Origin of the sequence: Paraburkholderia sp. EG286A (genome assembly GCF_040965375.1) — a bacterium.
In the GTDB taxonomy this organism is placed as follows: domain Bacteria; phylum Pseudomonadota; class Gammaproteobacteria; order Burkholderiales; family Burkholderiaceae; genus Paraburkholderia.
Window position 1 is genome coordinate 1 of the sequence record NZ_JBFRCB010000013.1, and the last position, 15088, is coordinate 15088.

Sequence of the window (15088 nt, forward strand, 5' to 3'; positions counted from 1 at the left end):
GTTCAATACCTGTTACTGTTTTCGGTTCGGTTAAGAACCGGTCGCTCACTCAAAGCTGACAGGAATTTGAATTGCTTCAAAAACCTGACTTACTTTAGTGTGAGACTCTTGATACTTTTGCTGCTCCCGGCTTCATTCCGAAGAACGAAGTCAGGTCGCCACCGCATCAAGCGCCCACACTTATCGGCTGTAAATTTTTAAAGATCGATCGCGAAAGCGCCGTTAAAACTGCTCAACTACCGGCTTCTTTCTGCGTTGCTGCGTCAGCAGCAGAGAAACGAGATTATGAAGAATCCTTTTCGCTTCGTCAACCCCTTTTTTTCGCTCACCGCTTAAAAAAGCTGCCGACTCCTGCGCCCACCGGTTTCCGCGGCGGCCCTCGCTGCCCTGACGTCAGAGACATCGAACTGCGAAGGGGGCGAATCTTAGCGCCCCCGCCGGCACTGTGCAAGGGGGTGGCGAAAATAATTTCGATCGCCGTTCCCGGCGATCGAATCTCCCAGCCAATTACTTGTTCTTGAACGCGGGCTTGCGCTTCTCGACGAAGGCCGCCATCCCTTCCTTCTGATCTTCCGAAGCGAAGAGCGAATGGAACAGGCGGCGCTCGAAGTGCACGCCTTCAGCCAGCGTCGTCTCGTAGGCGCGATTCACCGACTCCTTCGCCATCATCACCGCGGGCAACGAGAATTCGCAGATGGTCGCCGCCGCGGCCAGCGTTTCGTTCAGCAGCTCTGCCGCGGGAATCACCCGCGACACGAGTCCGGCGCGCTCCGCCTCTTCCGCGCCCATCATCCGCGCGGTCAGGCACAGGTCCATCGCCTTCGCTTTCGACACCGCGCGCGGCAGACGCTGCGTGCCGCCCGCACCCGGAATCACGCCCAGCTTGATCTCGGGCTGGCCGAACTTCGCCGTATCGGCGGCGAAGATCATGTCGCACATCATGGCCAGCTCGCAGCCACCACCGAGCGCGAAGCCCGCGACCGCCGCGATGATCGGCTTGCGAATCGAGCGGATCGTTTCCCAGTTGCGCGTGATGTAGTCGCCTTTGTACACATCCATGAAGGTGTAGCTCGCCATCATCCCGATGTCGGCGCCCGCGGCGAACGCCTTTTCGCTACCCGTGATGACGATCGCGCCAACGCCCTCATCGGCCTCGAACGCCTTGAGTGCCGCGCCCAGTTCGTCCATGAGCGCATCGTTTAGCGCGTTGAGCGCCTTCGGCCGGTTCAGCGTGATCAGTCCGACCTTGCCACGCGTCTCGACCAGGATGTTTTCGTACCCCATAACTCCTCCTTCCATCAAAAGAAAGTCCCCAAAAAAATTTTTTACGCCGAACTTTGACTAATGCTAACATTGGCCAACCAACCGGTCGGTCAATTAATTGGCACGGGCCCTGTCCAACCTCTCAATCAATGTTGAGCCATGACACATTCGCTGTTTGCCAAGCATGAGGGCGCGCTTCAAAAAGCGCTTGCCGCCATCGAGACCCGCGGCTACTGGAGCCCGTTCGCCGAAATGCCCAGCCCCAAAGTGTACGGGGAAACCGCTAGCGCAGATGGCGAAGCCGCGTTCAAGGCCCACCTGAATCGCGCCTTCGAACTCGACCAGCCGTCGACAGGCGAAACCGTCGGCAGCGAGGCCTCGCCGTTCGGCTTCGCGCTCGGAGCGCGCTATCCGAAATCGACGCCCGACCAGTTGATCGAAGCTGCGCAGCAGGCTCAGCGCGACTGGCGCGCCGCCGGCCCGCAGGCGTGGGCAGGCGTGAGCCTCGAGATCCTCGAGCGTCTGAACCGCGCGAGCTTCGAGATCGCCTTCAGCGTGATGCACACGACCGGCCAGGCGTTCATGATGGCCTTCCAGGCCGGCGGCCCGCACGCGCAGGACCGCGCGCTCGAAGCCGTCACCTACGCCTACGACCAGCTGCGCCGCATTCCCGCCGACGCGCACTGGGAAAAGCCGCAGGGCAAGAACCCGCCCCTCGCGATGCAAAAGCGCTTCACCATCGTGCCGCGCGGCACCGGCCTCGTGCTCGGCTGCTGCACGTTCCCGACCTGGAACGGCTACCCCGGCCTTTTCGCCGATCTGGCGACGGGCAACACGGTCATCGTCAAGCCGCACCCGGGCGCGATCCTGCCGCTCGCGATCACCGTGCGCATTGCGCGCGACGTGCTGCGCGAAGCCGGCTTCGATCCGAACGTCGTGACGCTGCTCGCCACCGACCCCAACGACGGCGCACTCGTGCAGCAGCTCGCACTGCGCCCCGAGATCAAGCTGATCGACTTCACGGGCAGCACGCAAAACGGCGACTGGCTCGAGCGCAATGCGCATCAGGCGCAGGTCTATACGGAAAAGGCTGGCGTGAACCAGATCGTGATCGACTCCGCGGACGGCCTGAAGGCCGTCGCCCGCAACATCGCGTTCTCGCTCTCCCTTTACTCGGGCCAGATGTGCACGGCCCCGCAGAACATCTATGTGCCGCGCGACGGCATCCGCACCGCTGAAGGCCAGGCGAGCTTCGAGGCCGTCGCCCAGGCGATTGCCGGCGCCGTGCAGAAGTTCGTCGCCGATCCGGCGCGCGCCGTCGAAGTGCTCGGCGCGATCCAGAACGAAGGCGTGACGGCTCGCATCGACGAAGCCCGCAAGCTCGGCACCGTGCTCGCCGACAGCCAGACGCTCGAACACCCGCAGTTCGCCGGTGCACGCGTGCGCACGCCGCTCGTGCTCTCGCTCGACGCAGCCCGCGACGCCGCCCAGTTCACGCGCGAATGGTTCGGCCCGATCTCGTTCGTGATCGCCACGGATTCGACTGCGCAATCGCTCAAGCTGGCCGGCGAGACCGCGCGCGACCACGGCGCGCTCACGCTTTCCGTCTACAGCACGGACGACGCCGTGATCGAAGCCGCACACGAAGCCGCCATCACCGGCGGCGTAGCGCTCTCGATCAACCTCACGGGCGGCGTGTTCGTGAACCAGTCGGCTGCATTCTCGGACTTCCACGGCACCGGCGCGAACCCCGCGGCGAACGCCGCGCTCGCCGACGCCGCCTTCGTGGCGAACCGCTTCCGCGTGGTTCAGAGCCGCATTCACGTCGAACCGAAAGCGGCCCCCGCCGTCGCCAGCTGATCGGCCCACACCGCTCAGCCAAATGGCGCCCGATTGCCCATCCCTCTAGCATGCAAGGCGTGAGCGCACTTCTGCGCTCGCGCCCCCAGGAATCCGAGATGACCGAAGCCTATATCTGCGACGCGATTCGCACCCCGTTCGGCCGCTACGGCGGCGCCCTCAAGGACGTCCGCGCGGACGACCTCGCCGCGGTGCCGATCCGCGCGCTCGTCGAGCGCAATCCCGGCGTGGACTGGAGCGCGCTCGACGACGTGCTCTACGGCTGCGCCAACCAGGCCGGCGAAGACAACCGCAACGTCGCGCGCATGGCCGCGCTGCTCGCGGGCCTGCCGACCGACGCGCCGGGCGGCACGCTCAACCGCCTGTGCGGCTCGGGCCTCGACGCCGTCGGCAGCGCGGCGCGCGCGATCAAGGCGGGCGAAGCGCGCCTCATGATCGCAGGCGGCGTGGAAAGCATGACGCGCGCGCCGTTCGTCATGGGCAAGGCGGCTTCGGCGTTTTCGCGCGAAGCGGCCATCTACGACACGACCATCGGCTGGCGTTTCGTCAACAAGCTGATGAAGCAGCAGTACGGTGTCGATTCGATGCCGGAAACGGCGGAAAACGTCGCGGAAGAATTCGGCATCAATCGCGCCGATCAGGACGCGTTCGCGCTGCGCAGCCAGCAGAAAGCGGCCCGCGCGCAGAAGGACGGCACGCTTGCGCAGGAAATCGTCGCGGTCGAGATCGCCCAAAAGAAGGGTGACCCCGTGCGCGTGACGCTCGACGAGCACCCTCGCGAGACTTCGCTCGAATCGCTCGGCAAGCTCAAGGGCGTCGTGAAGCCGGACGGCACGGTCACGGCGGGCAACGCCTCGGGCGTCAACGACGGCGCCTGCGCCCTGCTGCTCGCCAACGAGGAGGCTGCCAGGCAGTTTGGCCTGCGTCGCCGCGCGCGCGTGCTGGGCATGGCGACCGCCGGCGTGGCGCCGCGCATCATGGGCATCGGCCCGGCGCCCGCTACGCAAAAGCTGCTCAAGCAACTCGGTATGACGCTGGATCAGTTCGACGTGATCGAACTCAATGAGGCGTTCGCCTCGCAAGGTCTCGCCGTGCTGCGCGCACTCGGCATTGCCGACGACGATCCGCGCGTGAACCCGAATGGCGGCGCGATTGCACTGGGCCACCCGCTCGGCGCTTCGGGCGCGCGTCTCGTGACGACGGCGCTCCATCAGCTCGAGCGCACGAACGGACGCTTCGCACTTTGTACGATGTGCATCGGCGTCGGCCAGGGCATCGCCCTCGCGATCGAACGCATCGAGGCATAACGCGCACAGTATCGACCGGCCGCCGGGCGATGCGTTCGGCGGTCTCAGGCAGCTTTGCATGGGACCAGAGCAAGCACTGAAGCGCTAACTCTGGTCGACAAGGAGACAACCGATGCCCTACGATGCGATCCGCGTCGAAATCGACGCATCCACCCGCGTGGCCACGATCACGCTGAACCGCCCGGACAAGCTCAACAGCTTCACGCGCGCCATGCACCGCGAGCTCGTCGCCGCGCTCGACGAGGTCGCCGCAGCCGGCGCGCGCGCCCTTGTGCTGACGGGCGCGGGCCGCGGCTTCTGCGCGGGCCAGGATCTCGCCGACCTCGACTTCACGCCGGGCGCGATGACCGATCTCGGCGACCTCATCGACGAGCATTTCAATCCGCTGATCAAGCGTCTGCAGGCGCTGCCGATGCCCGTGATCGCCGCCGTCAACGGCACCGCGGCCGGCGCGGGCGCCAATCTCGCCCTCGCCTGCGACCTCGTGCTCGCCGCACGCTCGGCAAGCTTCATCCAGGCGTTCGTGAAGATCGGCCTCGTGCCCGATTCCGGCGGCACGTGGTTCCTGCCCAAACGCGTGGGCATGGCGCGCGCGCTCGGACTCGCCATGACCGGCGAAAAGCTCAGCGCGGAAAAGGCGGAAAGCTGGGGCGTCGTCTGGCAAGTGACCGACGACGCGGAGCTCGCGCAAACGGCCGGCGCGCTCGCCGCACGCCTCGCGCAGCAACCCACGCGCGCCCTCGTCGCCACGCGCGAGGCGCTGCGCGCATCGGCCACGAACACGCTCGACCAGCAACTCGATCTCGAACGCGACCTGCAGCGCGAACTCGGCGCGTCGCACGACTACGCAGAAGGCGTGCAAGCCTTCATCGAAAAACGCGCACCGCACTTCGAGGGCCGCTGAGATGTCCACGCAAGTCTCGCAACTGCCAGAGGACGACAGCCTGTCGCCCGACGAACTCGCTCGCGCGGCCGCGCAGGCGATGTACGAAGCCGACAGCTGCACGCGCGCGCTCGGCATGGAGCTCCTCGAAGTGCGCGCCGGCTACGCGCGCCTCTCCATGGCCGTGCGGCCCGAGTTCCTCAACGGCCATCAGACCTGCCACGGCGGGATGATTTTCTCGCTCGCGGATTCGGCGTTCGCCTTCGCGTGCAATTCGTACAACATCAACACCGTCGCGGCCGGCTGCTCGATCGAGTTCCTGCGTCCGGTCCTGCGCGACGAGGTGTTGACCGCCGAAGCCGTCGAACAGGTGCTATCGGGACGCAACGGGGTCTACGACATCCGCGTGACGAACCGGGCAGGCGAAACCGTCGCGCTTTTCCGAGGCAAGTCCGCGCAGATTCGCGGCAATGTCATTCCAGTCGCAACGTGAAGCGGGTTTCCCCCTCTCGATTCCCTACGCGTCACGAGTAAAGTTCTTAAGATCCAGGAGACACCCATGAGTACCACGCTGCCGCTCGAACCCATCGAAAAGGCGAGCCGCGACGAGCTTGCTGCGCTGCAGCTCGAGCGCCTGAAATGGTCGCTGAACCACGCTTACGAGAATTCGCCGGTCTATCGCCGCAAATTCGACGAAGCCGGCGTGCATCCGTCCCAGGTGCAGTCGCTCGCCGATCTCGCGCGCTTCCCGTTCACCACGAAGAAGGATCTGCGCGACAACTATCCGTTCGGCATGTTCGCGGTGCCGCAAGACCAGATTTCGCGCATCCATGCATCGTCGGGCACGACGGGCAAGCCGACCGTGGTGGCCTACACGGCGCGCGACATCGACACCTGGGCGAACCTCGTCGCGCGTTCGGTGCGCGCAGCGGGCGCGAGGCGCGGCGACAAGGTGCACATCAGCTACGGCTACGGACTCTTTACGGGCGGCCTTGGCGCGCACTACGGCGCGGAACGCGCGGGTCTCACCGTCATTCCGTTCGGCGGCGGCCAGACCGAGAAGCAGGTCCAGCTGATCCAGGATTTCCGTCCCGACATCATCATGGTCACGCCGAGCTACATGCTCGCGATCGCCGACGAGATGGAGCGCCAGGGCATCGATCCGGCCACCTGTTCGCTGCGCATCGGCATCTTCGGCGCGGAGCCGTGGACCAACGACATGCGCCGGGCCATCGAGCAGCGCATGGGCATCACGGCCGTCGACATCTACGGTCTTTCGGAAGTGATGGGCCCCGGCGTCGCCTCGGAGTGCGCGGAGACGAAAGACGGCCCGACGATCTGGGAAGACCACTTCTACCCCGAGATCATCGACCCGGAAACCGGCGAAGTGCTGCCCGACGGCGAACTGGGCGAGCTCGTCTTCACCTCGCTCACGAAGGAAGCGCTGCCCATCGTCCGTTACCGCACGCGCGACCTCACGCGTCTGTTGCCCGGTACGGCGCGCACCATGCGCCGCATGGAAAAGATCACGGGCCGCTCGGACGACATGTTGATCATCCGCGGCGTGAACGTGTTCCCCACGCAGATCGAGGAACTGCTGCTCAAGCAGCCGGCGCTCGCACCGCACTATCAGATCATCCTGACGAAGGAAGGTCCGATGGACGTGATGTCGCTCAACTGCGAACCGTGCCCGGAAACCGCGCCCGACTACGGCGCGCTCGACGCGGCCAGCAAGGCGCTCGCTTACGACATCAAGGCGCTGATCGGCGTGACGTGCAAGGTGAACGTGCTCGAAGTGAACGGCATCGAGCGCTCGGTGGGCAAGGCCCGGCGAGTCATCGACAAGCGGCCGAAGTAACCGCGGCCCGCAACGCGCAGTAAAAGAAAAAGCCGGCAAACGCCGGCTTTTTCGCTTCTCGTGTGCAGCGCAAGCGCCACCGCGATCACGAGTTCGGGAACAGCAGCCACATGCGGCCGCCCTGCTTCATCTTGCCGGCCAGATCGCCGGCGTCGTCGCCGAGGCCCCAGAAGTAGTCGGCGCGCACGCCGCCCTTGATCGCCGTGCCCGTGTCTTGCGCGAACACGAGCCGGTTGAGCGGCGTATTCGTGAGCGGGCGCGTGGTCTGGAGAAACACTGGCGTGCCAAGCGGAATCGACGACGGATCGACGGCAATCGAGCGTTCCGGCGTGAGCGGCACGCCGAGCGCGCCGATCGGGCCGTCCGCGCCGCCCTGCGCGTCGCCCTCGGAGCCTCCCATCTCGCGGAAGAACACGAAGCGCGGATTGGTGTCGAGGAGCGCGTCTACGCGCGTCGGGTTCGCGCGCGCCCATGCCTTGATGCCCTGCATGGTCGCCTGCGCGGGCGTGAGTTCGCCGTGGTCGAGCAGCCAGCGTCCGATCGACTTGTACGGCTGGTTGTTGGTGCCGCCGAAGCCCACCCGCATCACGCTGCCGTCTTCCATCACGACGCGCCCGGAGCCCTGCACCTGCAGGAAGAACGCTTCGATCGGATCGTCCACCCACACGAGTTCGTTACCGTTGAGCGCGCCCGAACGTTCGAGCTGCGCGCGCGGCGGCAGCGCGCCCCCCGGACGATAGCCGGATGGCCAGCGGTACAGCGCGGTCTGATAGATGCCGTGACGCGTGCGCGAACCGTGCAGCAGCGGTTCGTAGTAGCCGGTCACGAGGCCGTCGAGCGTGCCGTCGTTGTTGGCGAACTGATAGGGCGTGAAATACGTTTCGAAGAATACACGTGCGCTCGCGGCGTCCAGGTCGTCGAGCTGCGAGGCCGCCGAGCACGCGCGCTGCCAGCGGGGATCGCGCGCGAGGCGCGTGCAGTTCGCGCGCAGCGCCGCGGTCACGCCGATCAGCGAGTCATCCTGCCAGCCCGGCACCTGCTGCCAGGCGACCGCCGTGAGGCGTTGCGCGGCGAGCTGCGAGGGCAGCGTGGGCGTGCCTTTGGGCGGCACGTTGTGCACGTAGCCCGGGCCGCCGCATGCGGCAAGCAAAGCCGCCAGCGAAGCCGCGCCCAACCAGCCGCCTAACCGCAAGCCCAGGCGGCTTCCCCCACGTCGAAGCGCGGACCGCACGCAATATCGCACCTTTGTGAATCCCGGCATCACCGGGGCATCGAGACCGGAATCGACGTCAAAATCACGCCTACAATATTGGCTCTCGATGGATGCCGCCATGTCAGAACTGCTCGACGAATACCCGATGCTCATGTTTGGTCTGGAAGCGCTCCTTGCGCTGTTCCTGCTGGTTTTCATCGTTGTGTGGACCGCGTCGGGCAGGAAGAAGCAAGCCTCGCGCGACGATCGGCGTCAGGACTAGCAGACCCCGATTTCTCGCGGCGGTTCAATGCAGCGTGCGCGGCATGCGCAGCACGAACTCGGGCACGGGCGCCTCGAAGCGCTCGGCGTCCTCGGCCACACAGAAGTACTCGCCGCGCATGGTGCCCACCGGGGTCGCGATCACGGCCCAGCTCGTGTACTCGAACTGCTCGCCCGGCTTCAGAAGCGGCTGATGGCCGACCACGCCCAGCCCCTTCACTTCCTGCACGTGATTTTCGCTGTCGGTGATCACCCAGTGGCGCGCGATCAGCTGGGCGCTCACCTGACCGGTATTGCGAATGGTCAGCGTGTACGCGAAGGCATATTGCCGGCGCTCCGGGTCCGATTCTTCGGGCAGGTAGCGCACCTGCGACGTCACGCTGAATTCGTACTGGCTCATCCCTGTTCCATTCGCTTAGGCGCGGCTGCTGAGTCGGTTGACTGAGACGCCCGCGCGGCAAGGCGCTCGCGGGCGCGCCGCGAGGCGCGGCACATGGTTTGGCATTCTGCTTGATGCAACGGGCACCCGCAACCCGGCGCGGCCCGCGGCGGCCGCCGCGAAAGGCTCTCCTACTGACGGTAAAATACGGTTTTTCCGACAGTTTTCCGATTGCCGCCATGACGCAATTCCGCATCGCCCCCAGCATCCTCTCCGCCGACTTCGCGCGTCTTGGCGAGGAAGTCCGCAACGTCGTCGCTGCCGGCGCCGACTGGATCCACTTCGACGTGATGGATAACCATTACGTGCCGAACCTCACCATCGGCCCGCTGGTGTGCGAGGCGATCCGCCCGCACGTGAGCGTGCCCATCGACGTGCATTTGATGGTGCGCCCGGTCGACCGCATCGTGCCCGACTTCGCCAAGGCCGGCGCGAACCTCATCAGCTTCCACCCGGAAGGCTCGGACCACATCGACCGCACGCTCTCGCTGATCCGCGACCACGGCTGCAGGGCGGGCCTCGTGTTCAACCCGGCCACGCCGCTGAACTACCTCGACCACGTGATGGACAAGCTCGATCTCGTGCTGATCATGTCGGTGAATCCGGGCTTCGGCGGCCAGTCGTTCATTCCCGAGGCGCTCAACAAGCTGCGCGAGGCGCGCGCGAAGATCGACGCCTACACGGCCCGCACGGGCCGCGAAATCCACCTCGAGGTGGATGGCGGCGTGAAGGTCGACAACATCGCCGAAATCGCGGCGGCTGGCGCGGACACTTTCGTGGCGGGCTCGGCGATCTTCGGCAAGCCCGACTACAAGACCGTGATCGACGAGATGCGCGCGCAGCTCGCCAGCGTCGCCAACAGCGCGAACGCAAAATGAACGCCCCCATCCAGTTCACCGCGCCGCGCATCGAAGCGGCGCTGATCGACCTCGACGGCACGATGGTCGACACCGCCGACGACTTCGCTGCCGGCCTGAACGGCATGCTCGCGCAGCTCGACGCCGAGGAAACCACGCGCGAGGAAGTGATGGGTTACGTGGGCAAGGGCTCGGAGCACCTGATCCGCAGCGTGCTCGCGCCGCGCTTTGCCGCGGACAACGTCGAGGCGCGCTTCGACGAAGCGCTCGCGCTCTACCAGGACGAGTACGCGAAGATCAACGGCCGCCACACGCATCTGTACCCGGACGTCGAGGCGGGCCTCGCCGCGCTGCGCGACCAGGGCATCAAGCTCGCGTGCGTGACCAACAAGCCGCACCGCTTCGCCGCCGAGCTCTTGCAGCAATACGGTCTCGCGCAGTACTTCGAAGTGGTGCTCGGCGGCGACAGCCTGGCGAAGAAAAAGCCCGACCCACTGCCGATGCTCACCGCGTGCGAGCGCCTGGGCGTCAAGCCCGCGGCGGCGGTGGCGATCGGCGATTCGGAGAACGACGCGATTGCGGGCCGCGCGGCCGGCATGGCCACGCTCACGGTGCCCTATGGCTATAACCACGGCCAACCTGTACAAAAAATTGAATCGGATGGTATAGTTGCCTCGCTGCTCGACGCCGCCAAGGTGGTCGCAGCGCACAATGATCTGACTTAAGTTCTCAACTGAACGTCAACTATCCTCATGTTTCTGAATAAAAAACGGAGTCTGAGCACGATCGACCGGGGAGCCTGGCCCTGGCGTCGCTGGTCGCGCTAACCTCGCCTGAGGTTCGCTGAAGTCTTTCTTCAGCACCGTTTTTTACTTCGCTGCGCACTCGCGCGTGTCTCGACTCTAAACTGTTGCGGTAACCCGTCGGCTGGTCTGGCCGTTGGCTTTCGTGGTCCTTGCGTGTCGTTTCGCCGTTCGCGGCGAGGTGCGCCAGGCGCGAGCGGCTACGCCCTACCTTCCGTCGATGTACCGCACGCCGGCCCGGCAAGCGCTGCCTCATCAGCGCGATCCTGGGCCGCACGAGCGAGCGCCAGCGGCCATCAAGCACTCAAAAACAAACGCCTCGCGCTCACCGCGCGCCCCGTTTTGAGCCGCACTGGGCCCGCACCCGCCGCGATTGGCAGCACGAACAGGATCGGAACATGACCGAACTCGAATTTCAGTCCCTCGCCAACGAGGGCTACAACCGCATCCCGCTGATCGCCGAAGCGCTCGCCGATCTCGAAACGCCGCTCTCGCTGTATCTGAAGCTCGCACAGCCCGAGCGCGGCGGCGCCAATTCTTTCCTGCTGGAGTCCGTGGTGGGCGGCGAGCGCTTCGGGCGCTACTCGTTCATCGGCCTGCCGGCGCGCTCGCTGATCCGCACGCGCAACGGCGTTTCGGAGGTCGTGCGCGACGGCCAGGTGATCGAGACGCACGACAGCGATCCGCTCGAATTCATCGCGCAGTACCAGGCGCGCTTCAAGGTCGCTCAGCGTCCGGGCCTGCCGCGCTTCTGCGGCGGTCTCGCGGGCTACTTCGGCTACGACGCGGTGCGCTACATCGAGAAGAAGCTCGCCGAGACCTGCCCGACCGACGACCTCGGCCTGCCCGACATCCAGTTGCTGCTGACCGAAGAAGTCGCGGTCATCGACAATCTCGCGGGCAAGCTGTATCTCATTGTCTACGCCGATCCGCAAACGCCCGAGGCCTACACCAAGGCGAAGCACCGCCTGCGCGAACTCAAGCAGCGCCTGCGCACCACGGTGCAGCCGCCGGTGACCTCGGCGAGCGTGCGCACTGAAACGTTCCGCGAATTCAAGAAGGACGATTACCTCGCCGCCGTGCGCAAGGCGAAGGAATACATCGCCGCGGGCGAGTTGATGCAGGTGCAGGTCGGCCAGCGCCTCACCAAGCCGTATCGCGACAATCCGCTGTCGCTGTACCGTGCGCTGCGCTCGCTGAACCCGTCGCCGTACATGTACTACTACAACTTCGGCGAATTCCACGTGGTGGGCGCGTCGCCGGAAATTCTCGTGCGCCAGGAAAAGCGCGGCGAGGACCGCATCGTGACGATTCGTCCGCTCGCGGGCACGCGGCCGCGCGGCAACACGCCCGAGCGCGACGCCGAACTCGCGACCGAACTGCTCAACGACCCGAAGGAAATCGCCGAGCACGTCATGCTGATCGACCTCGCGCGCAACGACGTGGGCCGCATCGCCGAGATCGGTTCGGTGGCCGTCACCGACAAGATGATCATCGAGAAGTACTCGCACGTGCAGCACATCGTGAGTTCGGTGGAAGGCAAGCTCAAGCCCGGCATGAACAATTTCGACGTCCTGCGCGCCACCTTCCCGGCCGGCACGCTCTCGGGCGCGCCGAAGGTTCGCGCGATGGAACTGATCGACGAACTGGAGCCGGTGAAGCGCGGGCTCTACGGCGGCGCGGTCGGCTATCTCTCGTTCAACGGCGAGATGGACCTGGCCATCGCGATCCGCACCGGCCTCATCCACAACGGCAATCTGTATGTGCAGGCCGCCGCGGGCGTGGTTGCGGATTCGGTGCCCGAGTCCGAATGGCAGGAAACCGAGAACAAGGCGCGCGCCGTGCTGCGCGCCGCCGAGCAGGTGCAGGACGGCCTCGACAGCGACTTCTGAGCGGAGAAAAGACCATGTTGCTCATGATCGACAACTACGATTCGTTTACCTACAACATCGTCCAGTACTTCGGCGAGCTCGGCGAAGACGTTCACACGTACCGCAACGACGAAATCACCCTCGACGAAATCGCGAAGCTCAACCCCGCGCGGATCTGCCTGTCACCCGGGCCGAGCAACCCGCAGCACGCGGGCATTACGCTCGACGTGCTGCGCGAATTCGCAGGCAAGACGCCGATTCTCGGCGTGTGCCTCGGCCATCAGGCGATCGGCGAAGCGTTCGGCGGGCGCGTCGTGCGCGCGAAGACCATCATGCACGGCAAGGTGAGCCAGATCGAAACCGACTGCAAAGGCGTGTTCGCCGACCTGCCGAAGCACTTCAACGTCACGCGTTATCACTCGCTCGCCATCGAGCGCGAGTCGCTGCCCGACTGCCTCGAAGTGTCGGCCTGGACCGACGACGGCGAAATCATGGGCGTGCGTCACCGCGAGCTTGCTGTCGAAGGCGTGCAGTTCCATCCGGAATCGATTCTCTCGGAGCACGGCCACGCCCTCTTCGAGAATTTCCTGAAGCAAACCAAGAGCGCTTGACCCGGAGGCGACAAATTATGATTACCCCGCAGGAAGCGCTCCAGCGCACGATCGAGCATCGCGAGATTTTTCACGACGAGATGCTCCACCTCATGCGCCTCATCATGCGCGGCGAGCTTTCGCCCGTGCAATCGGCGGCCATCCTCACCGGCCTGCGCGTGAAGAAGGAAACCATCGGCGAAATCACGGCCGCCGCGACCGTGATGCGCGAATTCGCGAATCACGTCGAGGTGAAGGACAACTCGAACTTCATCGACATCGTCGGCACCGGCGGCGACGGCTCGCACACGTTCAACATCTCCACGGCTTCGATGTTCGTGGTCGCGGCTGCCGGCGCGAAGGTCGCGAAGCACGGCAACCGGGGCGTCTCCAGCAAGTCGGGCAGCGCGGACGTGCTCGAAGCGCTCGGCGTAAACATCGACCTGCAGCCGGACCAGGTGGCCGCCTCAATCGCCGAAACGGGCATGGGCTTCATGTTCGCGCCCAACCACCATCCCGCGATGAAGAACATCGCCGCCGTGCGCCGCGAACTGGGCGTGCGCACGATCTTCAACATCCTCGGGCCGCTCACGAATCCGGCCGGCGCGCCCAATCAGCTGATGGGCGTGTTTCATCCGGACCTCGTCGGCATTCAGGTGCGCGTGATGGAGCGGCTTGGCGCAAAGCACGTGTGCGTCGTGTACGGCAAGGACGGCATGGACGAAGTCTCGCTCGGTGCGGCCACGCTCGTCGGCGAACTGAAGGACGGCCAGATTCGCGAATACGAGATCCACCCCGAAGACTTCGGCATGCAGATGGTCTCGAACCGTTCGCTCAAGGTCGAAAACGCCGAAGAGTCGAAGACGATGCTGCTCGGCGCACTCTCGAACGAGGCGGGCACCGCGCGCGAGATCGTCGCCCTGAACGCGGGCACGGCGCTCTACTCGGCGAACGTGGTGGACTCGATCGCAGAAGGCATCGCGCTCGCGCGCGAGACCCTCGCCAGCGGCCGCGCGCGCGCCAAAGTCGACGAACTGGTACGCTTCACGCAACAGTTCAAACGCTGATCCAGCACCGTTTTTTGCCTCCGAACATCATGAGTGACATCCTCGAAAAGATCATCGCGGTCAAGCGCGAAGAAGTGCGCGCCGCCGAGCAGAGCGCCCCGCTCGAAGAATTGCGTCTGCAGGCGGGCACGCGCGACCTGCGCGATTTCGTCGGCGCCTTGCGCGCGAAGCACGACAACGGCCAGGCCGCCGTGATCGCCGAAGTGAAGAAGGCCAGTCCGTCGAAGGGCGTGCTGCGCGAAAACTTCCAGCCCGCCGAAATCGCGCGCTCGTACGCCGAGGGCGGCGCGGCCTGCCTCTCCGTGCTGACCGACGTGCAGTTCTTCCAGGGCAGCGCCGCTTACCTCGAAGCCGCGCGTGCCGCGTGCAACCTGCCGGTGCTGCGCAAGGACTTCATCGTCGATCCGTATCAGGTCGTCGAAGCCCGCGCGATGGGCGCCGACGCGATCCTGCTGATCGCCGCCGCGCTCCAGCCAGGTGAAATGCGCGATCTCGAAGCGCTCGCGCATTCGCTCGGTCTCGCGGTGCTCGTCGAAGTGCACGACCGCGCCGAACTCACGCACGCGCTCACGCTGAAGACGCCGCTCATCGGCATCAACAATCGCAATCTGCGCACGTTCGAAACGACGCTGGAGACGACCATCGGCATGCTCGACGACGTGCCCGAAGACCGCATCGTCGTGACCGAGTCGGGCATCCTCTCGCGTGCCGATGTCGAGAAGATGCGCGCGCTTTCCGTGCACACGTTCCTCGTGGGCGAGGCGTTCATGCGCGCCGAGCAGCCGGGCGCGGAACTCGCCCGCATGTTCTTCTGAT

At 65.4% G+C, this 15088-nt stretch carries 14 protein-coding genes; 11 read left to right on the plus strand and 3 right to left on the minus strand.

Translation table 11 applies throughout. The features are described from left to right. Positions 1-507: 507 nt before the first annotated feature. On the minus strand, positions 508-1284 hold the full coding sequence (locus AB4Y35_RS38215; RefSeq protein ID WP_368708516.1) for an enoyl-CoA hydratase: 777 nt from the start codon (positions 1282-1284) through the stop codon (positions 508-510). 138 nt (positions 1285-1422) lie between these two features. Between AB4Y35_RS38215 and paaN the strand changes: the two genes are divergently transcribed. The 5 genes from paaN to paaK all read left to right on the plus strand — a co-directional run bounded on the left by paaN (position 1423) and on the right by paaK (position 7171). Continuing rightward, the gene (gene paaN, locus AB4Y35_RS38220; protein WP_368708517.1) at positions 1423-3123 is read left to right on the plus strand and encodes a phenylacetic acid degradation protein PaaN; all 1701 of its coding nucleotides are present in this window, start codon (positions 1423-1425) and stop codon (positions 3121-3123) included. Between the two features lie 98 nt (positions 3124-3221). Next, a complete protein-coding gene (pcaF, locus tag AB4Y35_RS38225; RefSeq protein ID WP_368708518.1) occupies positions 3222-4430 on the plus strand; it encodes a 3-oxoadipyl-CoA thiolase in 1209 nt (402 codons plus the stop codon). 112 nt (positions 4431-4542) lie between these two features. Beyond that, on the plus strand, positions 4543-5334 hold the full coding sequence (paaG, locus tag AB4Y35_RS38230; protein WP_368708519.1) for a 2-(1,2-epoxy-1,2-dihydrophenyl)acetyl-CoA isomerase PaaG: 792 nt from the start codon (positions 4543-4545) through the stop codon (positions 5332-5334). A gap of 1 nt (position 5335) precedes the next feature. Further along, on the plus strand, positions 5336-5806 hold the full coding sequence (paaI, locus tag AB4Y35_RS38235; protein ID WP_368708520.1) for a hydroxyphenylacetyl-CoA thioesterase PaaI: 471 nt from the start codon (positions 5336-5338) through the stop codon (positions 5804-5806). A 66-nt stretch (positions 5807-5872) separates the two neighbouring features. After that, positions 5873-7171, plus strand: coding sequence for a phenylacetate--CoA ligase PaaK (gene paaK / locus AB4Y35_RS38240; protein ID WP_368708521.1), 1299 nt, complete (start codon positions 5873-5875; stop codon positions 7169-7171). Positions 7172-7256: 85 nt separating this feature from the next. Here paaK and AB4Y35_RS38245 read toward each other — a convergent pair whose 3' ends face one another. Together AB4Y35_RS38245 and apaG are read right to left on the minus strand one after the other, a co-directional pair. Further along, positions 7257-8582, minus strand: coding sequence for a murein transglycosylase A (locus AB4Y35_RS38245; RefSeq protein ID WP_368708522.1), 1326 nt, complete (start codon positions 8580-8582; stop codon positions 7257-7259). 88 nt (positions 8583-8670) lie between these two features. Then, complete coding sequence (gene apaG / locus AB4Y35_RS38250; protein ID WP_028208771.1) at positions 8671-9045, minus strand: Co2+/Mg2+ efflux protein ApaG; 375 nt, start codon at positions 9043-9045, stop codon at positions 8671-8673. Positions 9046-9263: 218 nt separating this feature from the next. On the opposite strand from apaG, the gene rpe reads away from it, so the two are divergent. From rpe to trpC, 6 genes are all read left to right on the plus strand, one after another. Beyond that, positions 9264-9962, plus strand: coding sequence for a ribulose-phosphate 3-epimerase (gene rpe / locus AB4Y35_RS38255; RefSeq protein ID WP_368708523.1), 699 nt, complete (start codon positions 9264-9266; stop codon positions 9960-9962). Next, a complete protein-coding gene (locus AB4Y35_RS38260; RefSeq protein WP_368708524.1) occupies positions 9959-10666 on the plus strand; it encodes a phosphoglycolate phosphatase in 708 nt (235 codons plus the stop codon). The genes rpe and AB4Y35_RS38260 overlap by 4 nt, the downstream gene beginning before the upstream one ends. A gap of 476 nt (positions 10667-11142) precedes the next feature. Next, complete coding sequence (gene trpE / locus AB4Y35_RS38265) at positions 11143-12636, plus strand: anthranilate synthase component I (protein ID WP_368708525.1); 1494 nt, start codon at positions 11143-11145, stop codon at positions 12634-12636. A 14-nt stretch (positions 12637-12650) separates the two neighbouring features. Continuing rightward, complete coding sequence (locus tag AB4Y35_RS38270) at positions 12651-13226, plus strand: aminodeoxychorismate/anthranilate synthase component II (RefSeq protein WP_368708526.1); 576 nt, start codon at positions 12651-12653, stop codon at positions 13224-13226. 14 nt (positions 13227-13240) lie between these two features. Further along, on the plus strand, positions 13241-14272 hold the full coding sequence (gene trpD, locus AB4Y35_RS38275) for an anthranilate phosphoribosyltransferase (RefSeq protein ID WP_368708578.1): 1032 nt from the start codon (positions 13241-13243) through the stop codon (positions 14270-14272). 29 nt (positions 14273-14301) lie between these two features. Continuing rightward, entirely contained in the window at positions 14302-15087 is a 786-nt protein-coding gene (gene trpC, locus AB4Y35_RS38280; protein ID WP_368708527.1) for an indole-3-glycerol phosphate synthase TrpC, read from the plus strand. Position 15088: the final 1 nt, after the last annotated feature.